At 48.1% G+C, this 26,405-nt stretch carries 21 protein-coding genes and 1 tRNA gene; 15 read left to right on the top strand and 7 right to left on the bottom strand.

What is annotated here, in order from left to right; translation table 11 throughout:
• Positions 1-204: 204 nt before the first annotated feature.
• On the top strand, positions 205-1,701 hold the full coding sequence (locus HYX48_03910) for a class I SAM-dependent methyltransferase (GenBank protein MBI2743041.1): 1,497 nt from the start codon (positions 205-207) through the stop codon (positions 1,699-1,701).
• Positions 1,702-1,717: 16 nt separating this feature from the next.
• On the opposite strand, the gene HYX48_03905 is transcribed toward HYX48_03910, so the two are convergent.
• From HYX48_03905 to dprA, 4 genes are all read right to left on the bottom strand, one after another.
• Entirely contained in the window at positions 1,718-2,869 is a 1,152-nt protein-coding gene (locus tag HYX48_03905; protein ID MBI2743040.1) for a class I SAM-dependent methyltransferase, read from the bottom strand.
• The gene (locus HYX48_03900; GenBank protein ID MBI2743039.1) at positions 2,866-5,256 is read right to left on the bottom strand and encodes a glycosyltransferase; all 2,391 of its coding nucleotides are present in this window, start codon (positions 5,254-5,256) and stop codon (positions 2,866-2,868) included. The genes HYX48_03905 and HYX48_03900 overlap by 4 nt, the downstream gene beginning before the upstream one ends.
• A gap of 264 nt (positions 5,257-5,520) precedes the next feature.
• On the bottom strand, positions 5,521-8,121 hold the full coding sequence (topA, locus tag HYX48_03895) for a type I DNA topoisomerase (GenBank protein MBI2743038.1): 2,601 nt from the start codon (positions 8,119-8,121) through the stop codon (positions 5,521-5,523).
• The gene (dprA, locus tag HYX48_03890) at positions 8,114-9,154 is read right to left on the bottom strand and encodes a DNA-protecting protein DprA (protein MBI2743037.1); all 1,041 of its coding nucleotides are present in this window, start codon (positions 9,152-9,154) and stop codon (positions 8,114-8,116) included. The genes topA and dprA overlap by 8 nt, the downstream gene beginning before the upstream one ends.
• 71 nt (positions 9,155-9,225) lie before the next feature.
• Between dprA and HYX48_03885 the strand changes: the two genes are divergently transcribed.
• From HYX48_03885 to HYX48_03860, 6 genes are all read left to right on the top strand, one after another.
• Positions 9,226-9,990: a hypothetical protein gene (locus HYX48_03885; protein MBI2743036.1), complete on the top strand. Its 765-nt coding sequence runs from the start codon at positions 9,226-9,228 to the stop codon at positions 9,988-9,990.
• 16 nt (positions 9,991-10,006) lie between these two features.
• Positions 10,007-10,612 (top strand): porin family protein, encoded by a 606-nt coding sequence (locus tag HYX48_03880; protein MBI2743035.1) that lies wholly within the window; start codon positions 10,007-10,009, stop codon positions 10,610-10,612.
• A gap of 61 nt (positions 10,613-10,673) precedes the next feature.
• Positions 10,674-11,765 (top strand): hypothetical protein, encoded by a 1,092-nt coding sequence (locus tag HYX48_03875; GenBank protein MBI2743034.1) that lies wholly within the window; start codon positions 10,674-10,676, stop codon positions 11,763-11,765.
• Positions 11,758-12,840 (top strand): hypothetical protein, encoded by a 1,083-nt coding sequence (locus HYX48_03870; GenBank protein ID MBI2743033.1) that lies wholly within the window; start codon positions 11,758-11,760, stop codon positions 12,838-12,840. Before HYX48_03875 ends, HYX48_03870 begins: the two co-directional genes overlap by 8 nt.
• Entirely contained in the window at positions 12,824-13,933 is a 1,110-nt protein-coding gene (locus HYX48_03865; GenBank protein MBI2743032.1) for a hypothetical protein, read from the top strand. Before HYX48_03870 ends, HYX48_03865 begins: the two co-directional genes overlap by 17 nt.
• On the top strand, positions 13,923-14,738 hold the full coding sequence (locus HYX48_03860; GenBank protein MBI2743031.1) for a hypothetical protein: 816 nt from the start codon (positions 13,923-13,925) through the stop codon (positions 14,736-14,738). The genes HYX48_03865 and HYX48_03860 overlap by 11 nt, the downstream gene beginning before the upstream one ends.
• On the opposite strand, the gene rpoN is transcribed toward HYX48_03860, so the two are convergent.
• Entirely contained in the window at positions 14,713-16,053 is a 1,341-nt protein-coding gene (gene rpoN / locus HYX48_03855) for an RNA polymerase factor sigma-54 (protein ID MBI2743030.1), read from the bottom strand. The two genes, HYX48_03860 and rpoN, sit on opposite strands and share 26 nt — an antisense overlap.
• 62 nt (positions 16,054-16,115) lie before the next feature.
• Here rpoN and HYX48_03850 point away from each other — a divergent pair, with 62 nt between their 5' ends.
• On the top strand, positions 16,116-17,075 hold the full coding sequence (locus HYX48_03850; GenBank protein ID MBI2743029.1) for a hypothetical protein: 960 nt from the start codon (positions 16,116-16,118) through the stop codon (positions 17,073-17,075).
• A 249-nt stretch (positions 17,076-17,324) separates the two neighbouring features.
• Here the strand turns inward: HYX48_03850 and HYX48_03845 are convergent, their stop codons facing one another.
• On the bottom strand, positions 17,325-19,436 hold the full coding sequence (locus tag HYX48_03845; protein MBI2743028.1) for a UvrD-helicase domain-containing protein: 2,112 nt from the start codon (positions 19,434-19,436) through the stop codon (positions 17,325-17,327).
• A gap of 49 nt (positions 19,437-19,485) precedes the next feature.
• On the opposite strand from HYX48_03845, the gene HYX48_03840 reads away from it, so the two are divergent.
• The 3 genes from HYX48_03840 (at position 19,486) to groL (ending at position 22,083) form a co-directional block, all read left to right on the top strand.
• Positions 19,486-19,947, top strand: coding sequence for an Hsp20/alpha crystallin family protein (locus HYX48_03840; GenBank protein ID MBI2743027.1), 462 nt, complete (start codon positions 19,486-19,488; stop codon positions 19,945-19,947).
• A 121-nt stretch (positions 19,948-20,068) separates the two neighbouring features.
• Entirely contained in the window at positions 20,069-20,368 is a 300-nt protein-coding gene (locus HYX48_03835; GenBank protein MBI2743026.1) for a co-chaperone GroES, read from the top strand.
• A gap of 32 nt (positions 20,369-20,400) precedes the next feature.
• Positions 20,401-22,083, top strand: a complete 1,683-nt coding sequence (gene groL / locus HYX48_03830; protein MBI2743025.1) for a chaperonin GroEL — start codon at positions 20,401-20,403, stop codon at positions 22,081-22,083.
• A 28-nt stretch (positions 22,084-22,111) separates the two neighbouring features.
• Here the strand turns inward: groL and HYX48_03825 are convergent, their stop codons facing one another.
• On the bottom strand, positions 22,112-22,741 hold the full coding sequence (locus tag HYX48_03825) for a 50S ribosomal protein L11 methyltransferase (protein ID MBI2743024.1): 630 nt from the start codon (positions 22,739-22,741) through the stop codon (positions 22,112-22,114).
• A 27-nt stretch (positions 22,742-22,768) separates the two neighbouring features.
• Here HYX48_03825 and HYX48_03820 point away from each other — a divergent pair.
• The 4 genes from HYX48_03820 (at position 22,769) to HYX48_03805 (ending at position 26,374) form a co-directional block, all read left to right on the top strand.
• Positions 22,769-22,842 (top strand) — tRNA-Arg (locus HYX48_03820).
• Between the two features lie 5 nt (positions 22,843-22,847).
• Positions 22,848-23,489: an MBL fold metallo-hydrolase gene (locus HYX48_03815; GenBank protein MBI2743023.1), complete on the top strand. Its 642-nt coding sequence runs from the start codon at positions 22,848-22,850 to the stop codon at positions 23,487-23,489.
• A gap of 51 nt (positions 23,490-23,540) precedes the next feature.
• The gene (locus HYX48_03810; GenBank protein MBI2743022.1) at positions 23,541-24,311 is read left to right on the top strand and encodes a hypothetical protein; all 771 of its coding nucleotides are present in this window, start codon (positions 23,541-23,543) and stop codon (positions 24,309-24,311) included.
• Positions 24,312-24,484: 173 nt separating this feature from the next.
• Positions 24,485-26,374: a sulfatase-like hydrolase/transferase gene (locus tag HYX48_03805; protein ID MBI2743021.1), complete on the top strand. Its 1,890-nt coding sequence runs from the start codon at positions 24,485-24,487 to the stop codon at positions 26,372-26,374.
• Positions 26,375-26,405: the final 31 nt, after the last annotated feature.

Below are 26,405 nucleotides of genomic sequence, written 5' to 3'. Positions count from 1 at the left end.
GATGTCATGGAGTGCGCCTGGTGGACCAGAGAAGATAAGAAAAAAGTGAAGATCATAGACTTCTCCTCCACCGAATTTCTCATCGAGAGCCTCTGGCCAACACCCATCCGCTGAGAGCTGTCTGCAATTTTTTTGACTCAAACTTGTTTAAACCCTAGAATCCCAACATTTTTTTCACCTGCTCATGGAGTGTCTATTGTGATTATGCGTTTGAGTCTATGTTTACTATCCTTCCTCCTGTGCAGCTCCAGTTTTGCTACTGTTTACGACTGCTTTAGCTTTTATAACGAATTAGAAATCTTAGAGATTCGACTAAATGAATTGAATGACCATGTGGATAAATTCGTTTTGGTAGAAGCCACACATACGCATAAAGGGCTTCCTAAACCGCTATATTTTTCTGAGAACAAAGAACGTTTTAGCAAATTTCTAGATAAAATCATCTGTATCGTAGTTGATCTACCAGAGTCCTATACTGCCCGAGAGAGAACGGAAGATGCTAATTTTGAAAGGGAAGTCTTTCAGAGAGATCAGATCATGCAAGCGTTAAGTCACTGCTCAAATGACGATATTATTTTCATTTCCGATGTCGATGAAATCTGGCGCGGAGATTGTTTTGATCAGATTTCATCGCCACTGAAGAGTGGACGATATGACAAGGTTGGGATATGCATGGCTCTCTATTTCTACTTTTTAGATCGGTTAGGTTTTATTCCTTGGGATAGCGCAGGAGCGACAACCTATGGTTATTTGAAAACGATAACGCCTTCAATTTTTAGAGGGATAATCAGTGGATACTACGGCGGCAAAAAAGTGGACTGGAAGGCAAAAAATGCTGCCTATTATTTAAAAAATGGAGGATGGCATTTTACTTGGATGGGCGGCGCGGATAGAGTAAAGGCTAAGTTTGAGGCGTATGCTCATGGATCTAGCATCGAAGTAGCTCCGCAAGGAGAAGATGAGCTGATGATAAATGGACATCGCACTAGACAGGTTTCAATAGATGAAACGTACCCTAGATACGTGCAACAAAATATAGATCATTTCAGGAAATTAAACTTCATTTACGACAATAGAGTCGACCTGAAGTGGGAAGCTTATAAAGCTGAAGTTTTGTCTCGTCAACATGAAGTTGAGGGCTTTTGCAGTCGAGAGAAGGCAGAAAAAATGATGGATCTCATTCACGACACATATCCACTAGTTTGTGTAGAAATCGGTGTGTATGGAGGAGCTTCTATCTATCCCACTTGTCAGGCGCTTAAATATTTAGGGAATGGGATGGTCTATGCTGTAGATCCCTGGAGCAAAGAAGAATGTTTAGTTGGATATGAGACGGGAGGGGCAGCTTATAATTGGTGGAATGCGCTCGATATGAGAAAAATCTACCGTGGATTCCTTTCAGTTTTAAAGCGAAACCAATTGAAAGAGTACTGTTCTGTAAAGAGGATGACATCGGCGAAAGCTGTGACTCGTTTCGCGGATGAATCTGTGGATATTTTACATGTGGATGGCAATCACTCAGCAGAACAGGCTCTGTTTGATGTGGAAAAATGGTTCCCAAAAGTAAAAAAAGGAGGGTATATCTGGTTTGATGATGTGAGCTGGACTTCTACTTCACAAGCAGTTTCTTATCTGAAAGAACACTGCTCCTTGGATGTATCTCGCTCATCTTCAGACTGCTATTTATTTAAAAAAGAATAGGGTTGTAGATAGTCTCTTATGGAACGATGCCGAAGGTTTTTAATTTGCGACGCAGAAAGGCTGCGAGCCCCGGAGAGAGAAAGAGCAGCCTCATAATGAAATATCTTAATTTAGGCATTCTTTTGAGAAGCTCATTTACCTCGCTGAGCAGATGAAACAGGAGAGTTTTTTGCGGGAGTTTGGTTTCAGAGGTCTTGTTGGAAAGAAGAGTTGCATTAGGATTTGAGAGCCCATTTTGCAGTTTTATGATCGCGGACTGATTGCGAGTCTCGATCTCTTTCGAAAAGAGAGAGACTTTTGCCTCAGATACCGCTACTGGCTTCCAGTCGAGAGGTTTTTTTAGCAAGATGTGGACGGAGCAGAATAGAAAGCCATCGTGATATAGGACCAGATTCGGATAGGCGTCCACCTTATCTAGAAAAGTTTTTGCCGATTTTGAAGACTTTAGAAAATCGGTAAGCACTCTTCTCGTTCCAAAAGTTTGAGCAGAAGGCCGGTTATTTGGCGTACCGAGAGATTCCAGGCCAGAGGAGCGAATGATATGCTTCTCAATCATCTCTGGAGTAAACAAGATGCAGTTCTCATCGAACGAGGATCTACCAGCAGGACCTTCTAGAAAAAATTCCGTTGAGATTGAGGCGATTCCTCCTGGTTTCAAAATTCGCGCGATCTCATGAGAGGCCGCTTCTACAGCGTCCAAACTTCCAAAATGCTCGATCGATCCTAAAGAGTAGACTCCATCAAAGAGATTTGAGGGGAGATTTAAAGAGCGTGGATCGGAGTGTACGGGAATGATGTTTTTGGGATGAGAGCAGAAGCTACTAAAACTCTTTGGGCTAATCATATAACCGGAAGGCGCCGCATCTGACCGAAACGTCGGCTCGAGATAGCGGTCTGTCGGAAAAACCAGAGCTCCTCTGCTGGCTAACAGCTCAGTTAGGCGTTCTATTCCTGCTCCAATTCCCGCAAAGAGCTTTCCCTCTTTTAAAAGATCGTTCTCTCCAAATGCGCGAAGCGCCATCGCCGTTTCCCAATTTTTCGAATCGCAGGTAATGCCGGGATTTTCAATTCCGAAAAAAGCCATCTCCTCATCTGCGATTGCTTGCAGGTAGGGCTTCAGTTCTGCGCTTTGAAAATCTTCAACGTCGATTGTTTTTGTAAATTTCATGCAAAAGTTTTGATGTGATTAAAAAATTGGGCGACATCATGCTTTTCCGAGAAGAGATTCCGATTAAATGAGGAGATGGATTTGAGCTCCTCCGGATGTTTTGCAATATGTAGGAGCTTCTTCTCCAGATTGAGTGTGAACTCCTCTTCATCGATCAGGCAGTCGTTTTGAACCATTGTATAACCACTTTTAGAGTTGGTCAAAAGAGGCTTGCCTAGAGAAAGAGTTCTGGGAACGATATGGCTTAACTGTCCTCGATCCTGTCTTCTGCAAGAGATCACAAGATCTGTCGCTGCAATGAGCCCATCAAACATCTCATCTGTTAGGGAGTGTTCGTAGTGAAAGAAAGAGTCGAGACCCTCGCTTGCAAAGTGGGACTTTGCTCGATCAAAAACTGCTCGATCAAGCACTGTTCCACAGAGAACAAGGTGTATTTTTGAGCAGCCTTCAGAACGATGTCTAACAGCTTTACATGCCCGAGCTACCGCTTCGCCAATTTCTGGGATATACTTATTATCTGTAATCGATCCAAAAACTCCCACGAGAAGATCCGTATCGAAAAGACCTTTTTGTCTGCGCCAGATTTTTGCTGCGCGAAATAACAGAAAGGAGACTCTATCCTCTATTCCGATGTCGACATACTTTTTATCTATCTTCAGGGTTGAGGAAGAGAGAAGCTCATGCTCCTTTTGCGCGCTCTCTGTCAAGTGACTTATCGCCGGAATGTTTAGTCTGCGAAGCCACGCGGAGCTATATCCCTTTAGGGAAGCATTGAACTCATCGAAATTTAAATGTCTTGCATTCTTAAGTTGTTTGGCAAAGGGAGCATCCTCCTCGATAAAATAAGCAGTAAGAAAGTCGTCATAATTCCTGTTAAGAAAAGCTCTATAGAGTCCAAATAGATAGGAGTGATCATGGAGGATTACAAGATCATTTGAAGATCCGTATTTGCGCAGGAGTTCGATTCCGAAGAAGAGGCGTTCTGATATAGCGAAGTGGAAGATCGTTGGAGTTTTTTTATCTAAGTCTGCTGGAAAAGATAGATGCGTCTTTATGCGCACGCCTGGTAGAGCATCGAGTTTTTTTATCGATGTATCGGCGGTATAAATGAGCATATTCTTCTTAGTTCCGCAGGGGATACTATACGCATAGTCTGCAACACCGCAGAAATCACCAGGCGTATTGCAGACCATTTTTGCAGTGATTTCGTTTGAAAAGGCGAGGTGGTTTGCTGCGGCCTCTACAACTGCTCTTTGAATGACGAGCGGAGCTTCTTCTGTCCAGTGGTTGATGAAGGAGTCTCTTATTTTTTTAAATAGGAGATCATTCTCATCCGTTTCTGAAAGGTTGATAAAACTCTCGATTTCCGAGATGGACTGCTCATTGAGTTCGAGAGAGAGTAGAAGAGAGATCATTCCTTTATACGTCTCTCCCGATTTTTCCAGGATCTCTCGGTTGATGGGAATATCACAACAGATAACGCGGGTATGTAAGAAGAGTGCTTCGAGAAGAGGAATACCAAATCCCTCATCTCGCGAGAGGTGAAAAGCGACTCTGGCGGAGGCCTGTGATGAAATCTTCTCCTCTTCACTGAGAGAGTGCTGAATTAAAAGCTCTTTTGTTAGAGAGAAAAAATTGTACTCGAGCGTTTTGATCTGATGGAGTGTTGGAACACAAAGAGTAAAATTCTGTTTTTTTGAAAGAGTTAATGCGTTGAATAATTTAAGTGCAAATTCAGGATTTTTAGAGAAGTGACCTCCGATGATTGAAAAAAAATCCTTTGTTTTTTGCACACTTGAATGAGGAAGAAGGTAGGCTTCATCAAGGCAGGGATAGATCACCTCGATCCTCTCTTTCTCAATGCCAAGGTAGGCAGAGATCGCGTCTTTGGTGTAACTGGAAATTGCAATTATAAAATCGGCATTGATGAGACGCCTGAGTCCATTTCGATAAGTAGAGGAGCAGACACCTTCTGAAATGAGATTGTACTCTTTGGGGTGTTTCAACGGAATGAGGTCATAGGCAATGGCGATGACTGGGCAGACGGTGATATCGAGACGCGCAGGAAGAAGAAAAGGCGTCGTATCAATAAAAGCCTCAGCCTTACTATTCCGTAGAATAACTTCTATGGCATGAGAAGAGGTGTGGATCTCCGGCTCGCAGTGAATATCCGGATAAATATCCACGAACTCGATTTTTTTTATGAGAGCTTGGAGAGGATCATCTTTTTCTAGGCGACTGTTTTTATATAAAATTAGGCAGATCTCAAACCCTGCGGCCGCAACGGTCTGGATGATGAATCGCACATAGCGGCCCATGCCGCGGTCGTGAGCATCCGTGCTGAATACGCGTCCATCGATTACGATCATCTGTTTGGCAGCCTGCATAGCGTGTTTTGAGGGTGGAGATGATATATCGCTAGGCTATAGTTGAAAACTTCATTTTGAGTGAAGCAAAATCCATGAGCTAGATGAGTAAAAGATCTGAAGAAAATTTTACACAGAGATCACAGAGACACAGAGAAAGAGGAGAAGATCATTTTTTCTGCGGAAGCAGAAAAAATGGATGCTCTGCCGCTTTGCGGTATTTTTTCTTTCTCCTCCTCCCTCTCTGTGCCTCTGTGATCTCTGTGTAAAATCTTATCAAGTTTGTTAGGAGAGGTGCTTGCTTAGGAGGCCGGCGAGCTTCATCATGTCGACGGGCTTGTTTCCGAGAATCTTGGCCAGCTTGGCATCGGGAACAATCATGCGGCGATTTTTAGAGTCTTGAAGATCGTTAGCTTTGATGTAGTCCCACACCTTTTTGGTGACGGCTGTGCGGGAGAGCTCTTTTTCACCAGTCACCTCTTGAAGTGCTGGAGAGAGAGTTAAAGCTTTTTGTGCACGAGGAGCTTTTTTGGCAGCAGCTTTTTTAGGAGCGCTCGCTTTCTTGCCTTTTGCAGGCTTCTTCTCAGCGGCTTCCTCTTTTTTAGATGCGGCCCCTTTTTTGCCGAAGCGCCCCTTGGTTTTTTTAACGTAGGGGGTCTTGGGATGATCTTTATACTTCTCTTCAAGATCATCCAACTTATTCACGATCACATCGCAATCGGGGTAGTTTGAGCAGGAGAAGAAGGGCTTGCCAAAACGCGATCTGCGCTGCACCATCTTGCCATCGCAATCGGTTGCAGGGCATGTCGGCATCTCCGAGGGGAGGGGCTCTCCCACCTTGGTCACATTGACAATGCCGCGGCATTCGGGGTAGTTTGAGCAGCCCAAGAAGGGGCCGAACTTGCCGTGACGCAATTTCATGGGCTTGCCGCACTTAGGACATGGTTGATCCCAGTTGAAGCTGGGGTCGTAATCCTCTTTTTTAAAGTTGAGCGCTTCAACGGCGGTGGTAAAGCTGCACGTAGGGTAGTTGGAGCAGCCGTAGAAGTATTTTTTGCGCGCCCAGATCTTCTGTAGTTTATGGCCACACTCGGGGCAGTCGATGTCGGTCATGAGGCGCGGGACGAACGCCTCCTTCTCTGCAGCTTCGACAAGAGGAATGAAGCTCTTCCAGAAATCTTTAATCAGCTCTTTCCAGTTCTTTTTATTTTCTGCGACAAACTCGAGCTCATCTTCCATGGCAGCAGTAAAGCCGACATCCATGATGATCTTGAAGTTGTCCTCAAGCATGCGAGCGATTACTCTTCCGAGCTCGGTTGGTTTCAGCGTTCCCTTCTCCTTAACAGAGTAGTCGCGACTCTGAATCTTATTCATAATCGCTGCGTAGGTCGATGGGCGTCCGATACCCAACTTCTCCATCTCTTTGATCAGAGAGGCTTCAGTGTAGCGTGGAGGGGGGCGAGTGAAGACCTGAAGAGATTGAAGATCTTCGAGCTTAAGCGCTTGCCCTTCAACAAGAGGCGGTAGAAGGCGATCTTCATCCTTCTCCTCATCCTGGTGTGTGCGATCTTCCTTCTCTTCGTAAACAGCGAGGAACCCTGAAAATTTTAGTGTGGATCCTGTTGCTCGCAGCATGATGTTCTGATCGGTACCGATATCGCAGGAGACGGTGTCGTAGATTGCGGGGTTCATCTGCGATGCGACCAGACGGCGCCAGATTAGCTGATAGAGTTTAAACTGATCATCGTGAAGATAGTTTCTGATCTTGTCAGGAGTGTGAAGAAGATTTGTTGGGCGGATCGCCTCGTGCGCATCTTGCGCGCTCTTTTTTGCAGTAAACTGTCTTCCTTCCGAGGGGAGATACTCCTTGCCAAATTCGGACGCGATCAATCTGCGTGCAGATTCGATCGCTTCGGGAGCAAGGCGCACCGAGTCGGTACGCATATAGGTAATAAGACCTTCAGGGCCCTCATTTCCTAAATCTACACCCTCATAGAGACCTTGAGCGATATTCATCGTTCTTGAAGCTGAAAAACCGAAGTGACGGCTTGCTTCCTGCTGAAGTGTCGAAGTGATAAATGGAGGGGAGGGATTGCGCCTCTTTTCGCGCTTTTCAACAGAATCGACCTTAAACTTCGCCTTCTTGAGCTTAGAAGTGACCTTCTCCGCCTCATCTTGGTTCGGAATTGTAAAGGTCTCTTTTCCTGGAACAGGCTCTTTTTCTACGCGTCGTCCATCCACAGAGTAGAGGGCAGCGCGGAAGGTCTGCTCGCTGCTTGAGGGCTGAAGAATAGCGCCGATATTCCAGTACTCCACTGGGATAAACGCCTCGATCTCATTTTCGCGATCGACGACCAGCTTTAATGCTACCGATTGAACTCTTCCTGCAGAGAGGCCTCCATCGCGAGCTCCCTGCACTCTGCGCATTAGAATAGGAGAGATCTTATATCCCACGATGCGATCGAGTAGACGTCGTGCTTGTTGGGCATCGACTAGAGCCTGGTCTATCTTGCGGGGATGTTCAAGCGCTTCTAGGATCGCGTCTTTTGTAAACTCGTTAAAGGTCACGCGCTGGATCTTTGTAGACTTGGGGAGGATTGAAGCGATATGCCACGCGATAGCCTCTCCTTCGCGGTCCGGATCGGGAGAGAGGTAGACGACGTCTACCGCTTTCGCCGCATTTTTTAGACGCTGGATCACCTCGTTTTTTTCGGGGAGCAGAGCGTATTGAGGTTCAAAGTCGTTCTCGATATCGATGCCAAATCCGCGCTGAGGAAGATCTCGAATGTGGCCGAGAGAGGATTCAAAATGGTAGCCCTTCCCTAAAAATTTTTTTAGAGTTTTAATCTTGGTAGGAGACTCGACGATGATTAGAGCTTTAACCATTTTTTTTGTAATATTTCCCTGGGAATTCCCGAATGGCCCCTTTTAAAACAAGACCCATTAATTTCGCACTTAATTTTGGTATCGAGAGCTTAGCCTTCGATGCGAGCTCATCAAAACTCACCTCTTCCGAGGGAAAACAGAGGAGTAGAGCCCTCTCCTCTTCTTCGAGAAAAGCTAAATTACGAGTTGGTTCAAAAGATAATTTGCCTTTTTCAGGTTGAAGTATGGATACCATCTCTTGCCCATTTTCCACAAGTAGGGCTTTTCCGCTTTTAATTAAAAAATGATTTCCACGAAAGCTCTCCACGTCGATTCTGCCGGGCAGGGCGAAGCACTTTTTTCCAAGAGAGTGCGCGTAATCCATCGTGATCATCGCCCCGCTTTTTATCGGAGCTTCCACCAGAAAACTGCCCGCAGAGAGAGCTGCGATCAGGCGGTTCCTTCGGGGGAAGAGGTGTTTTGCGGGCGGGGTTAGCATCGGGTGTTCGCTGATGACCGCTCCTCGCTGTGCAATCTCCTCCGCCAGCTTAATGTTCTCCTTGGGGTAGAGATCTGCAAGGCCGGAGCCGATGAAGGCGACGCTTCTTCCTCCTTTCAATGCGCCCATGTGAGCCGCTGTGTCGATGCCGCGCGCTAGCCCGCTTACCACAGTTAGCCCAAAGCGCGCCACCTCCTCGCTTATCTTAAAGGCTGCCTCTTTTCCATATAATGAGCAGATGCGCGTCCCCACAACCCCAACACCACCCTCATCTTCTGGAGCGAGCTTCCCCTTAATATAGAGGAGCGGTGGAGGGTCTGGCAGTTTAAGGAGAGCGGACGGGTAGCAGGGGTCTGTAAAGGCTAGAAGCTTTATCTTGTGACGAGTAGCCAGTTCGAGATCCTCTCTCCAGTCAGAGGCTGCCTCCCATCCCGCTAGCTGCGGATGCGCAAGTTTAAGCGCCTCCGCTGCCGAGCCCGCAGCTTTCACAAGCTTTCTTACCTCTGATGGCTTAAGTCTGTGTGTTAAAACAAGAAGCGCTTCACTCTCATGCATGCGCAAAGTTGTACATCATGCGACAATATTTTTCTTGAACATTTTTAAGAGAATAAGAGATATAAGTGATAATGAAAATACTCACTCTATTCTCTTTTTTTATGATGAGCGTGAATCTGCTAGTTGCAGATGAGGAGCTCTCTGAAACAGAGAAAGAGGCTTCTATCACAAAGGTTGTTGCTGGAAGCGGCGTCTGGCTAATTGAGCCTTCAGGAAGAGATGAAGGTGAAGAAAGCAGCCCTGCGATTCCCTCTTTGAGAGCAAATGAAACCGCAGATGAAGCGCGGCGAGAGACAGCTGCACAGCCTACTTCTCGAATCGCAAAAGAGAGAAAAAATAGTCTCAAATTCCGCGCCGCAGCCTTCTATCCGCAAGGCAGCCTCACAAGACAGATCTACGGCCGCTACTGGCCAGAGGGATCGATCGAGTTCGACCATCTCTTCAGTAAGCATTGGGCATTTTTTTTGAATGGAGCCTACACCCGCCGCAATGGACATAGCATCGGCGAGAGAGAGAAAACCACTATTACACTCGTTCCAGTCACATTGGGAATCAATGCAAAGTTCGGTGGCAGATGCGTCCATCCCTACCTGGGTCTTGGTGTTGGCGGGGCCTATGCACACTTTTTCAACGACTCTTCTTTTGTGAAGAGATATGAGAATAAGTGGGGCGTCGCCTCTATCGCTCAAGCGGGCATCGAGTTCGACCTTCGCGAGTGCCTCTTCTTCGACCTCTTTGCCGCTTACCGTTTCAACTGGTTCGCCTTCAACCATCATCATCCGCACAGGCTCACAGGCGGCGGAGATGTGGGCGCCAGCATCGGCTTCCGCTTTTAAATAAATTTGGGGAAAAATGAAACACACAAGGTTACTTTTTGCGACGCTGATTCTCTCTCTTTCTACGGCCGTATCGCTTTTTGCAGATGCAGCAGCTCCTGTGGAAGAGACGATGAGAAAAAACAGCATAAAGATAAGAGGTGCAGCTTTCTATCCCCAGGGCAGCCTTACCAGAAAGATCTATGGGAACTTCTGGCCAGAAGGCTCTATCGAATACGACTACCAGTTCTTCCGCCACTGGGCCGTCTTCGCCAATGGAGCGGTAACGCATAAAAGCGGCCATAGCGTAGGAGTAGGGCATAAAACTCGAATTACCCTCGTTCCTACAACAGTCGGTATCAATGCAAAAATAGGCGGCAGCTCCTGGTTCCATCCCTACCTGGGGATCGGAGTTGGTGCGGCTTATGTCCACTTCTTCAACGACTCTGATTTTATTCCCAAGCATACGCATAAGTGGGGCTTTGCCTCATTCTATCAGGCGGGGATGGAGTTTGATGTGAACAAGTGGTTCTTCGTCGACGTTCTTGCGGCCTACCGCTTCAACTGGTTCGGCTTCAACAACATGTCGCATAGACAGACCGGCGGCCTAGACCTCGGCGCAGGCCTCGGCTTCCGCTTCTAAAGAGAAGCGCGCTCTTCTTCCGGTTGACGGAAATAAACTTTGCCAGATAGGCTCTCTATTTATGAGAAATCTGAAAGCGAAGTGGCTTCTTCTTCTGCCGATTGTCGCCCTGGGACTATTTTTCCTATTCAGAGGAGAGGGAGCTAGCCCCCTTTCAAAAAAGTGGCAGGAGTGCCGTGACTTTGAACTTCTCATGGGGAAGCAGACCTTCCGTTGGAACTATGTTCAGACGCGAGAGGATAAAGAGACGCTCGGTTTTTTCAAAAAGCTCTATGAAAAGAATTTTGAAAAAGCTCTTCTTCCCTCCGAAGCCCTAAAGATTCCCAAAACGCTTCACGTTGTTTGGCTCGGACCTAAAGAGTTCCCTCCAGGTTCTGTGAAAAATATCGCCTCATGGATCGACAGGCACCCCTCGTGGACAGTCAAGTTCTGGACCGATATCGACCGCGCGGCTCCCCATCCCGCAATGCAGAAGGTTTTAGTAGAAGATTGCCACCTTCCCAATCTGCTCTCTAACTACTTTTTATCAGACAATTTTTGCGAGCGTTCCGAGCTTCTGCGCTACGAGATTCTTCTTGCAGAGGGCGGGCTCTATATTGACCACGACCTCCTCTGCAATGCAAATTTTGAGCCTCTCAACGCCGCGTATGACTTCTACTGCGGGCTTGAAGAGCTTGCTCCCTCGATTTTAAGCTCATCTCTCTTTCCTGGAACGCACATCATCGGATCGAGAGCTCAGCATCCTGTTCTTGCCGCTGCGATCGACTGGGTGAAAAGGCGCTGGCAGCAGCTTGAAGCCGACTATCCTGGAAGCGACCCCCTATCTGTAATGAACCGCGTTAAGCACCGCTCCTTTTATGCTCTCAATGAGGGGATCCATCAGAAGATCGACCGAGATAGGAACGTAGATATCGTGCTTCCCTCTGCGTTTTTTAGCCAAAAAGTAGCATCAGAGCACGCTTTTGCAACACACTCTCATGAAGGGGTCTGGCTAAAGCAGGAGAGCTCTTCCGAGAAGAAGCTCATTCAAGATAGCGAGGAGATTTTAAGCAGGGTTGCGACGACAGAACTCCTGCTCATCATGATGACCGGCTTCTGCGGCCTTCTTATGCTGGCTCTTGTCATCACATACAGGAGAGCAAGCCATGCGTAATAGCCTCATTTTGCTTGCTTGCATTCTTAGCCTGATGAGCGCCTGCTCTGGCGATAAGAAGCCAGTGGATAAATCGAAAGAGGAGTTCTACTCCCTGATGGGTGATGGAACCAAACACTGGAGTCACATCGTTCAGCAAGAGGATCGCTCTTTTTTAGAAGCGTGCAAACGCGTTTATGAGAAGAGTTCAAAGGAGCTGGCATCAGCCCGAAGAAGCGTAAAAATCCCCAAGACAATCCACTTCATCTGGCTAGGGCCTAAAGCTTTTCCTCCCGAATCCGTGGAGAACGTCCGCATGTGGATGGCCCAGAATCCCGATTGGACAGTGAAGTTCTGGACGGATCGCGATCGGCCAACTCCTTGCCGAGGGATGCAGAAGGTGTTTGTCAAAGATTTTAACTTCTCCCGCTTGGGACACTGCTACATCCAGTCGCAGAATTATGGAGAGAAGTCGGATATCCTTCGCTATGAGATCTTGAATCAGGAGGGTGGAGTCTACGTCGATCACGATGCGAACTGCCTCCAGCCCTTCTTGCCACTGCACACCGCCTACGATTTCTACTGCGGCCTAGAGACGCCGCACGAGCCTTTTGTAGGCCAGAGCGTCACCTGTGGAAATGGCGTCATCGGTTCAAGACCTAACCACCCTGCACTGCGCAAAGTGATCGATCTAATTGCCCAGCACTGGGAAGGACTTGGCAAAAAATATCAGGGAAGAGATAGCTACTCTCGGACAGAGGTCGTCATGCAGCGCACCTATATCGCGCTGACCAATGCTTTAAAAGAGGATATTTTGAACCGCGATAGTAACGTCGATATCGTTCTTCCTGCCTCCTATTTCTTTGCTAAAAGCGGCATGCCCTCGCTCTACTCAAAACACTTCTATGCAACTGCCTGGTCGGATCAGAAGGTGAAGAGCAGCGCTGGAGAGAAGTTCGTTCAGAAAAAGATGGATAAGATCTCGCAAAAGACCAGCAACATGCGAATTCTCGCTTTTCTGCTTCTCGCATGCAACCTATCGCTTGCTGCAGCTCTAATCTGGCAATTGAGAAGAGGCGATGTCAAAAAGGCGTAAACTTCTCATTGTTCTCTGCGCTTTTACAGTCTGCTTAAGTGCAGGAGCTCTCTTTCTCGGCATCAAGAAGCCCTCGCAGGCGCAAGCTCAGATCCAGAAGAGTGGCGCAGAGGATTTTGAGAGCTTGATGGGAAGAGGCTCCCCTTCTTGGAGTTACATTCAGACAAAAGAGGATTTTGAGAACCTGCGGTTTTTCAAAGCTCTCTACGATTCTAAGAAGAGCCTTCTTTCAGAGAAGAGCCAGCGCGAAAATCGCATTCCTAACACACTCCATCTCATCTGGCTCGGCCCGAAGCCTTTTCCTCGCGAGTCGGTCGAGAACGTCCGTGGATGGATTGCAAAGCATCCTGGATGGACTATCAATTTTTGGACAGATAGAGAGAGACCCCTTCCCTGCCCGGGGATGAAGCTCAAGCTGGTGCGCGACTTTAATTTTTTGATGCTCGAGAGCTGCTATCACAAAACCGACAACTATGGCGAGAAGTCGGATGTTCTCCGCTACGAGATCCTCTATCAAGAGGGGGGCGTCTACGTCGATCACGATGTGAAGTGTTTTAAATCCTTCGATTCGATGAACCTCGCTTATAATTTCTACTGCGGCATGGATATGCCCTACATGAGCAGCTTGCCCTCGTGTGTTTTCCCCACAAATAATCTAATCGGGATCTCGCCTGGACACCCCATTCTGAAAACATGCATGACCTCGCTTAAAAAAGAGTGGGATCAGATCGAAAAAGATTACCCAGGCACCGCGCGTGATGAGGTGCTAAACCGCGTCCTCCACCGCACCTTCCTCCTTTTTGGCAATGCGATTAAAGAGTCTAACAATCAAGAGGGACGCCAGGATATCGTCTTCCCCGCCTTCTACTTCGATGCACCCACAGAAAAAGAGGCGATGTGGGCCTACCACCTCTATGCTGGTCAGTGGTTTGAAGATGAGAGTAAATTTGAGAAGATGGTGCGCGAGCGTCTGATGGTGATTACCAAAAAATCGAATAAACTCTTTCTCGTTGTGGGAGCGATCGGAGCTTTAAATCTGATCGGCCTCAGCATCCTCTTCACACTCTTCTACAAAAAGCGCCATGTCCTCTGATCTTCTCTCGCTTAATCAGAGAGGGATTCTTCCTGCTCCTTCTGAAAGTGAAGCAGAGTTTTTAAAACGCATAGAAAACTCCGAAGAGGAAGAGGAGATTAACACTCTTCTTTCGCAAGAAGAGTGGAGAGATGCGCACCAGTCTACACGCACGCTTTTTGGCTTCTCTGCCGACTGGGTAAAGGCGTTCTACAGCAGAAGCCGCCTTCCTTTTTGGCAGGGCGCCGTAACCTGGCTTGGCAATCCGCCCCTAATTCAACTCCATCCCAAGTTTAAGAGCGGCTCCTATTTTGGATTTTATAAGCGCAGCGAAGTGCTTGCGCATGAGGCTGTGCATGCGGTGCGTACACCTCTTCTTTCCAATCGTTTCGAAGAGCACTTTGCCTATCTCACTTCAGAGAGATCATGGCGCAGGTGGCTAGGCCCTCTTTTTCGCACCTCATTTGAAGGAAGCCTCTTTCTTTTCACGCTGCTTCTTGCCGTATGCGCAAGTTACGCTGCGATCTGGATTCCTGCTCTAGAGAGAATTGCTATTCTTCCCTGGCTTCTACTGGCAGCTCTCCTTCTTCGGCTGCGATCGGACCATCGAATCTTTAAAAAGTGTGAAAAAAACTTGAGAGCGATACTCCCAAAACCCGAAGAGGCGCTCTTTGTGATGGTCCGTTTAACGGATGAAGAGATCGTAACTTTTTCAAAGCTCGCTCCTTCAGAAATCTTGCACTCCATAGAGAAGCAGAAGAAGCTCTCCCTCCGCTGGAAAATACTAGTAGTCGCCTACTTTAAAAGTGATTCTTGCGGGCGGTAGCGGAGGCGATTCTTAGCGCTTTTCTATACTTAGTGACTGTGCGTCTTGCAACAGGGATCCCTTCGCGCTGAATGCGCTTTGAGAGAGCCTGATCTGAAAGGGGAGAGTGTTTATCCTCTTTTTCCACGAGTGCGCGCAAGATCTCTTTCACCTGTTCTGAGGAGACTTCAGCGCTGCTCTCTTTTTGGATAGAGTGGGTGAAGAAGCTGCGCAGAGGTAGAAGCCCCTGCCTGCAGAGAACATACTTGCTCGAGACTGCGCGGACAATCGTCGAGTGGTGAAGCGAAAGCGCTGTTGTTAGCTCTTGCATCATTAGAGGAAGAGGCGCGCTGGTCTCTCCGTTTAAAAATGCCGCCTGTTTTTTAATCAGAAAAGCGCCGATCTCTTGGAGTGTTTTACGTCTTTTTTCCAGGATCCGCTCGAGCCACCTTGCCGCGGCAATCTGGCGTCTAAAGAAACGATTCTCTTGCGAAGGATTCTCGCTCGCATCAAGAAAAACGGGAGCCACGCGAAAGGAGGGAAGAGCCTCCTCGTTAACCTCTACCTTCCACTCCTCTTCCTCTTTCGAAAGAATTAGATCGGGGATGATGGGCTGAACGGGATCGAGATTAAAACGCGAAGCGGGATGTAGATCTAAGTTTGCAATCTCCTGGAAGATCGCTTTTTGAAGCTCTTCACTTGTGCAGCCAAGTTTTTTTTGGAGAAGAGGGAGGCGATTGTGGACGAGCTCTTCAAAATGAAGCTCAATCAGAGAGTAGGCAAGAGTATGTTCTTTTCCCTTCAAACACAGCTGAAGAAGAAGAGACTCTTTTAAACTGCAGGCTGCAACGCCTGGAGGATCAAATGTTTGAACCTTGCTGAGGACGAGCTCGGCAAGGCTAAGCTCATCTTTAGAGAAGAGTGTAGAGAGAGGTGTGCTGAGAAAGCCTCTCTCATCTAGATTCCCGATTAATAGCTCTGCAACCTTGAGCTCTTCTGGAGAGAGCGCCATCTCTGCTTGGACCATGAGGTGTGCAAAGAGAGAGAGCTCATGCATCTGCTCTTCGAAAAGCGGGGCTTCAGACTCTTGATCCACCATCTCAAACGCTCCAGGCCGATTCTGGTCGAAGTCGAGCTCTTTTTCCTCCTCTTCATCTATCCGATCTTCATATTCCAAAACCGGGTTCTGCTCGATCTCGTTTTTTAACCAGTGTTCGAGCTCCATGATGGGCATCTGCAAGACATGAAAAGCCTGCTGCATTGCCATGGAGAGAAGGAGATTCTGGTTTTGGCGAACGCCGACTTGCGGGAGTTGTCCCAATAAAAGGTTATTCATGTATACTTATGTAGATTACGAAAAATACGCGCTCTTATTTTTTTAATAGAGTGAATTAAAGAATGAATCAAGAAAATAATAGAAAGAGATCGGTCGTTTTAAGTTGTTTGGGTTTGGGAGATGGATTAATTTCGCTTATTCTCTCGAACAACCTGCATCTGAATGGCGATCACGTAACGACTTACCACCCATTTCTCTCGGGAATGCAGAGCTGGTTTCCCGGCCTTCCTATTCGTCCATTTCCCGCTCTTGAGGAGCTTTCAATAGAGCTTGAGCAGTGTGCGCGTATTTTTATTTTTTATGAGAAGTCCCCCTGGATGCAGGCGATTATCGCCCACTGCGAACTCAACCATCCAAAAAAAACCACCATTCTGAATCCAATTGCAACCCCCAACACCGACTACCGCTACTGGGAGAATGGAAAGTTTGATGGGAATCTTCCGTTTGCAGACAACCTCTATCTTTTCTGCAGAGATCAGCTGAAGTTAGAAAAGACGAGCAAGAGCAATGGAATCCATCCTCCTGCCGAAGCTGCACACGGACGCTATCCTAACCGAGTTCTGCTCCATCCCACGAGTTCGCGCCCAGGCAAGAACTGGCCTGAAGAGAAGTTTATCAAACTCAACGAGCGTTTGAAGAAGTTGGGATATAGGCCGGTCTTTATTCTCACAGAGCAGGAGAAGAAGAGCTCCTCTCTATTTTCAGATCCCACATTGGAGGCGCCTCTTTTTCACTCGCTAGATGAGTGCGCTCACTACATTTATGAATCTGGTTACATGATTGGAAACGATTCTGGAATAGGGCATCTCGCCTCCTGCCTTAACATTCCAACGCTCACTATCTGCCGCAATGCGCTTACCGCCAAATTCTGGCGCCCCGCATGGACAAAAGGGGAGGTTCTCTTCCCGCCGCTCTGGATCCCCAACCTCAAAGGTCTACGCCTGCGCGACAAGCACTGGAAAAAATGGATCACCGTCGACCAAGTCATCGCTCGCTTCCTTAGAGCTAGGCCGAGGGCCTAGCTCTGAGGAAAAAAAGAGCGCTCGGAAGAGCCCGCCGGGGGGAAGAGCGCTCGGAGAAGAAATGGACGTCAACGGACGGGAATGGACAGGAAACGGACGAGAACGGACACGCGCCGAAGAAAGAATTCTTTCCCTTTCTCTTGCCCGCCTGTCCATTTTCGTCCGTTTCCTGTCCGTTTTCGTCCATTAATGTCCATTTTTCCGGCGGGCTCTTCCGAGCGCCCCCGAGCAAGCCGTGCAGAGCATGGCTTATGCTACGGGGACGAGTTTGGCGAACTTGGCGATGAGGGTGCGTCGGGCATTTGCCTGTGGAAAGAAGAGATCGTAGGTAAGCCCGTAGGAGGTCTGGTAGCTTCTTTCGATGATGCCCACTCCGAAGTCGCGGTGGAGAACCTCTTGGCCAACAGCAAAGCCGCTCTCTTCTTCGAAGGGATCGATCTCCCTTTCAGGAGCAGCCCTCTTGTGGTAGAGCTGGACGTAGTTCGAGGGAATCTCTTCGAGAAACCGGCTCGGGTTCATGTTGCGAGGAACGCCCCAGAGGAAGCGGTAGCGTGAAGAGGTTAGATAGAGAAACTCTCTTGCGCGCGTCATGCCCACGTAGCAGAGGCGCCTCTCCTCTTCGAGGGCTTCGGAGCTCCCCAGCGAGTTCGCATGAGGGAAGAGCTCCTCTTCCATGCCCACGATGAATACTAGAGCAAACTCGAGCCCTTTGCTATTGTGCAGAGTCATGAGTCGCACAGCAGGGATGTCCTGATTCTTGTCGTCGTGCGCGCTCTTCAATGAGAGCTCTTCCAAAAAGGCAGCTAAGGTGGGTTTGTCGGTCTCGCGCTCCCATTCCGCGGCTTTGGAGACGAGCTCTTCCAGGTTTTCGCGACGCTCTTGATAGGTCTCTGGATCCTCTTTCAGCATCTCGATGTAAGAGGAGCGCTCAATGGCGTGAGAGACAAGCTCGTGAAGCGGCACTTTGAGCTGGACCATCTCTCTTAAACTCTGAATGAGAGAGACATAGCTCTTGAGGCCATCATACTGCCTCTGGCTTAGCTTGAAGTCGCCTCTTCTCTCCACAAGCGCCATGCATGCCGAGAGGATGTCAACACCGCTCTCTTGTGCAAATGTGCGGAGCGAAGCGATCGTCGCCTCGCCAAAGCCACGCTTGGGAAGATTGATCGTGCGCGCAAACGAGATGAAATCACTTCCGCCTAGAGTTAGTCTTAAAAAGGCGAGAATGTCCTTCACCTCTCTTCTCTGATAGAAGGAGAGGCCGCCGATAATTACGTAGGGGATTCTCTCTCTCAGGAGAGCATCCTCAAATGCGCGCGATTGGAAGTGGGTGCGGTAGAAGATCACACAGTCGCTTAGCGAGAGCATCTCATCTTCGTGATGCTTTTTTAAGCGCTTCATGACGAAATCCGTCTCGGCGCGCTCATTCTCAGCAACGAAGATCCCGACCTTCTCTCCCTCGCCGCGGTCGCTCCAGAGATTTTTCTCAAAGCGCCCCGTGTTGTTCTCAATGAGGGCATTGGCAGCATCGAGGATGTTCTTCCGGCTGCGGTAGTTCTGTTCTAAGGAGATGATCTTAGCTCCAGGGAAGTCGCGCTCGAAGTTTAAAATGTTGTGCACGTCAGCGCCGCGCCAGGAGTAGATCGACTGGTCCGGATCTCCCACTGCAAATACGTTTTGATGCTTATCGGAAAGAAGTTTTGTAAGAAGGTATTGAGCTGTATTTGTGTCTTGATACTCGTCGATTAAGACGAATCTCCAGCGCTTCTGATACCTCTCCAAAATTTCTGGGAAGGTGCGGAAGAGTTTGACCGAGAGAAAGAGAAGATCATCGAAATCGAGAGCATTATACTCTTTAAGCTTCTGCTGATAGAGGCGATAGAGAGAGCCTGTGAAATCATCCTCTTCGGCCACTTTTTCAGGTTCTAAAAGCTGGTTTTTTGCTGTAGAGATCTGCAGCTTTGCCGTTTTTAGGAAGCTCTTCTCCTCTTTGCAGTGAAGCGCAATTAGACACTCCTTTAAAACCTTCTCACTATCATCCTCATCGAAGATCACAAAATCGCGCTGAAAGCCCAATGCATCGATCGACTCCCGCAGAATCTTCGCGCACAAGCTGTGGTAGGTGCTCGCCTGCACCGACTGGTGCGTGAGTTTATGAATTCTCTCGCGCATCTCGCCAGCTGCCTTGTTGGTAAAAGTAACAGCGAGAATATCTGAAGCGGGAACGCCCAAGCTTAGAAGGTGGGCGATGCGGAAAGTGATGATCCGCGTCTTCCCAGACCCTGCGCCAGCCAGAACAAGAGCTGGGCCCTCGATATGGTTTACCGCTTCCTGTTGTTGTGGATTCAATCCTTCAGACATGAGATGAATTCTATACAAAGTTTGACAAAAAAAACAGAGTCAAGAAATTATGTTAACGACTCTGAACTCCGGATCGACAATGTCTAAGAAGCACAAACTCGTCTCGCGCTCTTTCTGGTCTTTTCCAGCGATGCGCTTCCCATTCTCCCTCTTCGATGAAGAGGAGGAGGGGTGGCTGCAGGAGTTCTCCGACGCTTCTGGTCTCTCCGTTTCTGAAGATGAGCAGAGCATCTACATTGAGGCCGCAGTGCCCGGCATCAAGCCCGAAAATATCGAAACCACCTTCGATAAGGGTCTTCTCTGGATAAAAGCCGAGAGAAGAGAAGAGGATAAAGGCAGGAAGTTCTATCGTAGAGCTGTAAATGTCTTCTCGTATCGCATCGCCGTTCCAGGCAACATCGACGAGAGCCGCCAGCCCGAGGCGACCTGCAGAGATGGCATCCTCACAATCGCCTTCCCCAAAGCGCAGAAAGCGCTCTCCAAAAAGATTCCCGTAAAAGCCACAGTATAAATTTAGCAGTCGCGGTTTGTGTTTGCTAAAATGGTGGTTTGGTTCCTTGACAAAAAACGGGGAGAGCTCTACGATCTTGCTTTCATTTGTAAGATTTTAAAAATTTTTTGGGAGAGTACCTATGGCATTCAAGAAGATCAGACCTTTAGGCAATCGCGTGCTCGTTAAACGCTCCGAGGCAAAAACTTCAAAGGGCGGCATCATTCTTCCGGATTCTGCAAAAGAAAAACCGAAACAGGGCGAAGTGGTCGCAGTGGGTCCTGGCAGAACGGATGAAGAGGGAAAAGTGCACGCTATGGGCATCCAAGTGGGCGACAGAGTGCTCTTTTCAGCCTATGCTGGAAGCGAAGTAAAAACAGATGATCTCTCTACGGACTACCTCATTATGTCAGAAGATGACATCCTGGGCGTTCTAGCATAACTAAAAAAGATTAATACAGGAGTCGAATGCTTATGGCAAAGATGATGCAATTCAACGAAGAGGCTCTAAAGTCTATTCTCAAAGGGGTGAAGACTCTTGCGAAAGCGGTTATTGTGACACTAGGTCCTAAGGGACGCAATGTCGTCATCAACAAAGGGATGGGACAGCCTCTCTCTACAAAAGATGGCGTCACCGTCGCAAAAGAGATCTCGCTGAAAGATAAGTTTGAGAACATGGGAGCGCAGCTCGTTAAAGAGGCCTCTTCTAAAACTTCGGACGTCGCTGGAGATGGAACTACAACTGCGATCGTTCTTGCAGAGGCGATCTATAGCGCTGGTGTAAAAAACGTGATTGCGGGCGCAAATCCGATGAGCGTGAAGCGCGGAATCGAGAAGGCTGTTGAGAAGATGTGCGAAGCTCTTTCAGCTCTCGCTACTCCTGTAAAAAACCCTGAAGAGATCAAGCAGATCGCTACGATCTCTGCAAATAATGATGCTGATATCGGCGCAATCATTGCTCTTGCGATGGAGAAAGTGGGTAAGGATGGAACGATTGCGATTGCTGAAGCCAAAGGGATCGATACAACTCTCGATGTGGTAGAGGGGATGCAGTTTGATAAAGGCTACGTCTCTCCCTACTTCATCACAAATCCAGAAAAGATGACCGCCGAGCTAGAAAACGCGCTAATCCTGATTACAGATAAGAAGCTCTCGAATGTTAAAGACCTCGTTCCATTTCTTGAGAAGGTCATGGAAAAAGGACAGAAGCCGCTTCTTATCATCGCAGAAGATATCGATGGCGAAGCCTTAGCAACTCTTGTGGTTAACAAGCTGAAGGCGGGTCTTCCAGTTTGCGCAGTGAAGGCGCCAGCTTTTGGAGATCGACGCAAAGCAGTTCTGCAGGATATTGCGACTCTCACAGGCGCAACTGTCGTCACAGAAGAAGTTGGCCTCAAATTAGATGAAGTTGGTTTAGAAGTTCTTGGAAAAGCAAAGAAGATCAAAGTCTCCAAAGAAGAGACGACGATTATCGATGGCGTGGGCGATCAGAAAAAAGTTCAGCTCCGCGTTCAAGAGCTGCGCGCTGAGATCGCACGCTGCACATCCGACTACGACAAGCAGAAGCTCGAAGAGCGCCTTGCGAAGCTCGCAGGTGGTGTGGCTGTAATCAACGTCGGTGCTGCCACAGAATCTGAACTTAAAGAGAAGAAAGCCCGTGTAGAGGATGCTCTCCATGCGACGCGCGCGGCGGTTGCTGAAGGGATCGTCCCTGGCGGTGGCGTTGCGCTTCTGCGTGCTGTAAAGTGCCTCGATAAGCTCGTTGTTTCAGGCGATGAGAAGATCGGAGTGGAGATCATTCGCGCTGCAGCTTTTGCTCCAGCAATTGCCATTGCGACTAACTGCGGAAAGCAGGGCAACGTGATCGCAGAGAAGATCTTCGAAAAAGAGGGCGCTTGGGGCTACAACGGCCTTACAGACCAGTTCAGCGACCTCTTGAAGGATGGAGTCGTAGATCCAGTTCTCGTGACCAAGAGCGCGCTCACAAATGCAGCGTCGATCTCAGGTCTACTCGTCACCATCGCAGCCATGATTACCGAGAAGCCAAAACCAAAATCTCAAAATGCAGCTCCTTCAATGGATGGCATGGACGGAATGGGTGGTATGGGCGGAATGGGAGGCATGATGGGCGGTATGGGTGGAATGGGAATGATGTAAGAGGCGCTCTTCTCTTCCGCGCGCTTGTTTACTTTAGGAAAGAGAGGGCTAGCCAGCCCTCTCTTTCTTTTTCATGGGCGAGCTTCCAGCCCCATTCATGGGCTAGGTTCAAGTAGTGGTCTCGCTGTGTGGCTAGAATACCTGAGGCGATGATCTGCTCTGCTTGAGTGAATAGATTTTTATACATCTCCTTTGCGATCTGCTGCTCCGAGGAGATCATATTCAGAAGAATAAGGAGCGGCCCCTTGAGAGCAGGAGGGCTGGTGGAAGGAAAAAATTCTACCCCTTCTTCAGCGCCATTGACTTTCGCATTCTCCCGGGCGTGAACAACGGCGTCTGGATCGATATCGATGCCGATGCACTGCGTGGCGCCTAGTAGCCACGCGGCAAGAGTTAAAATGCCGCTTCCAGAGCCGATATCGACAAGCATCTTGCCCTTTACCTCAGGAGCCATCGATTCGAGCATGAGGCGGGTAGTGGGATGGGAGAGATCCCCAAACCCGGGCCCAGGCTTGAGGCGTAGAGGGGGCTCTGCTCCATACCTCTTGAGGTCGATATGGGCGTATCCCTTTTCAAAATTCGGGGCAAACTGCTCCCACTGCTTTGTCCAATCGATCATATTGAGGATATTGTTGCTGAAAATGGGATAGTTTGCCATCCTAGATAGCCTGAGTCGCTCTACTTCGCACCGGTAGCTCAGCTGGATAGAGTACACGGCTACGAACCGTGAGGTCAGAGGTTCGAATCCTCTCCGGTGCAAATTTATGATTTTACAGATCTTTTCTGCAGGTCCTCTAGATACAAATACCCTTTTAATTGGATGCTCCGAGACGCACAAAGGGGCAGTTATCGATGTGCCCTTTGCAAGTGCGCACACCCTGGTAAAACGAGCTCGCGAACTCTCGCTCACAGTTGAAAAAATTTTACTGACACACTCTCACTGGGATCATATCGGCGAGGTCGCTCTTCTGAAGAGCGAGCTAAAGGCTCCTGTCTATATCCACGAAGAGGATAGAGGGAATTTAGAAAAGCCGGGTTCCGACCAGCTCCCCATGATGTTTCCCATGCAGGGGGTAGTCCCCGATGGCCTCTTAACCGACGGCCAGGTGATTATGGTGGGAAAATTGGAGATCCACGTGATCCATACGCCTGGACATACACCAGGATCGGTCTGCTTCTATCTGCCCAAAGAAGCGGTCCTAATTTCAGGAGATACTCTCTTTCGCGGCTCAATTGGAAATTTGAGCTTTCCCACTTCTTCTGCAAAGCGTATGTGGCCTTCTCTAAAAAAACTGGCAGCTCTTCCTTTGGAAACAAGGGTCTATCCAGGCCACGGAGAGAGCACGACGATCCGTGCCGAAAGCTGGCTTGAAGATGCGGAGAAGAAATTTGGCTATTTTAAATAGCATTTGCTCGAAATGCGGACGTGAACTATTTTTTCGATTTTTGAGGCAACTATGAGATACACCACCTTTTCTTTGATTGTGATGATGACAAGCGGGGTCTGCTGCGCAAGTGAGCTAAACTACTCAGATGCCGCCCAGATCTCAGAGCATTTAGAGATTGCCAAGGAGCGGCTGCTTCGCGTCTCAGGACAGGTGGCGGATGAAGAGCAGCGGGAAAAGCTGCTTCTTGTAGGCGCCTACTTAGAAGAGGCCTCTAAAGAGATCGATCAGACTCTCTCTACAAGAAATGATCAGAAGGCCCTTTTATTCGATACAGCGCAAGCGGAGAGGTTCTCACTGGGTGATGATGAGGATGAGGATCTTGAAGATCCATTTTTAGCGCCCTCCGATCTCCCTCCTAGTGCTGATGCCGATATCGCCGATTTTTCTCAGCTTCCGCTGCACGAGTGGGAGAAGCAGACAATCGCGTATATTCTCACTTCGATGTCAGATAAGAACGTCTTTCAGCTTCTCATAGACAAGAAAGACATGGAGAGAAAGGGAGATAAGATCAACCACGTGCATCCATTGAGGTTTATCGGATATGCATGTTCAGATCTTAAGCTGAAGCGCGCGCTTAAGCTGATTAAAAAGAACGGCTTTAAGTGGGATAACCTCATCGATGGATTCTCGCGTAGGCTCAGAGAAGAAGCGACTAGAAACAACGTCCAGAGATTCATTCCTGGATTTGCTGAACTTTTAAATGTAGAAGTAAAAGACGTAACCCCCTTTATCCAGAGATTGGATTGCGATGGGCTTGTTCGCTTTCTCATAGGAAATTAAGAGGGTGTCTACAAAGTCAGAAACTTTGATTTTTTAAGGTTTTTGGGAAGAATTTAAATTGTTTTTCGCAGGATATACTTGAGAAAGTAGGCCAAGAAAGACAATTTATAGTCTGCCGAAAAGACTAAAAAAGCATGTTGCTGCCTTTGTAGACACCCTCTAAGAAGAGTTAAATGAAAAATATTTTTTCTCCAAAAAGAGTTAACTACCTCTATTTCGGATTTCTATTTTTCTGCCTTGCTCTGGTTCATTCTGCCCACGTTCTTCTTCTTGAGAAGATCCCCCAAATCAGTCAGCTCGCCTTCCTGGTGGACGTGATTCTTCAGAGTTTTCTTGAGGCGCTCTTTCTCCTCGTTATCGCGGTAGTGGTGAGACACTACCTTCCGCGATTCTTGTTTTTTGCCTACATCGCGCTAACTTTTCTACTGCTCGTTGCTCAGCTGATCGATTTTTTCCTCATTCGTCTGATGGATATGACGATCTGGTTTGCAATGTCGCTGATGTTAGACGAGAGCTTGAGCAACTTTCTTGAGATTCTAAAGTCTAGCAACGTGCCCCTCTCTGTATGGGCGGTAGCTGGGACAATTGCAGCCGTTCTTCCTTTTATTGGAGTGCTCCTCTTTGTTTTATGTGAAAAGTTAGAGAAGAAGAGAGAGTTTTTTACCTCTATTACCAAGCTTGTTCAGCTCACCTGCGCGGTCGTTGCGGTCTTAGCTGTATGGGACCTCTCAACAGTACTTCCTCTTACGGCTTCTACGTACGAGAATTTAAGAAAGACGCTCCCTCTTAAAGAGACGGTTTTCGCACCAAACTATGAGAAGATTCCCGTTCGCCCCTTTCTTCCCAAGGAGAATATTGGCAGCGGAGAGCTTGGTAGCACCATTCCACTGACAGCTGTGCACAAGCCGGATATCTTCATTTTTGTTATCGAGAGTTTAAGGGATGACTTTATTACTCAAGAGATCTCTCCTCATCTAGCAAGCTTCAAAAAAGAGAACGTCTCTTTTGATCTTGCCCTCTCAAGCGCAAATGCGACGCACCTCTCCTGGTTTTCGCTCTTCTACTCGAAATTTCCCTTCCACTGGACAAAGAGCACCTTTGAACATCGGAAGACGGGCAGCCCTGCTCTAAAAGCATTAAAAGAGCTCGGATACACCCTGAATGTATACTCCTCTGCGCGACTCTGCTTTTATGAGATGGATGAGAAGCTCTTCGGTGAGAAGCGCTCTCTTGTCGACCGCTTCTTTGTTTTTGGACACGGAGCGGAGATCCTCCCTTATCAGAGCGATGAGAGGACGATGGAGAAGCTCATGGAGGAGATGCGGGCGAGGAAGGAGATAGGAGGACAGGTGCATATCATCTTTCTAGAATCGACACACTTCGACTACAGCTGGCCGCAAGAGACTGCTTCTCCGTTTCTGCCTATCGTGGAGAAGATCGACTACTTAAAATTCTCCTATTCTGAGCAGGATCTCGAGCTCATTAAAAATCGCTACCGCAATTCGATCCATTATGTCGATGGTCTATTTGGGAAGTTTTTACAGGTACTGAAGCAGACAAAGAATGATGATAAGGCGGTCGTTGTGGTCACAGCCGACCATGGCGAAGAGTTTTTCGAAGATGGCCACCTCTTCCACGCCTCAACTCTTAACATCGCCCAAACTCATGTACCTCTCTATTATAAATTTGGAGATGGCAGCCAGCTTCCTGCTGCCTCTCCGACCAGGCTCACCTCTCATATCGACATCTTCCCCACTCTATTTCACTATCTACTAGGCACAGACCGCCCTCTCTCTCATCTCCAAGGAGAGTCCATTTTTAAAGCGCACAGATGGCCCTACGCAGTAAGCGCTCGCTACAATGGGGAGAGAGATCCAAAGGAGTTTCTAGTGCATAGCGGAAAGAAGGTGCTTACTCTCCGAATGGAAGAGGATCCCGAATTCTCAAAATCGCAACTCTCCGTCTTGTCAGTAAAAGATCGTTATGGCGAAAATAACCAGAGTAACTTTTCAGTGATGCTTGAAGAGTTTGACTCAGCATTGGAAACCGTTTTCTCAAAATAAGAGGATCCTCTGCTGAAACGCACAATCTTTT

The organism is Chlamydiales bacterium, from assembly GCA_016185065.1.
GTDB lineage: Bacteria > Chlamydiota > Chlamydiia > Chlamydiales > Rhabdochlamydiaceae.
The sequence above is the reverse complement of the archived record's forward strand: the minus strand, read 5'-3'. Positions and strand labels throughout refer to the sequence as shown.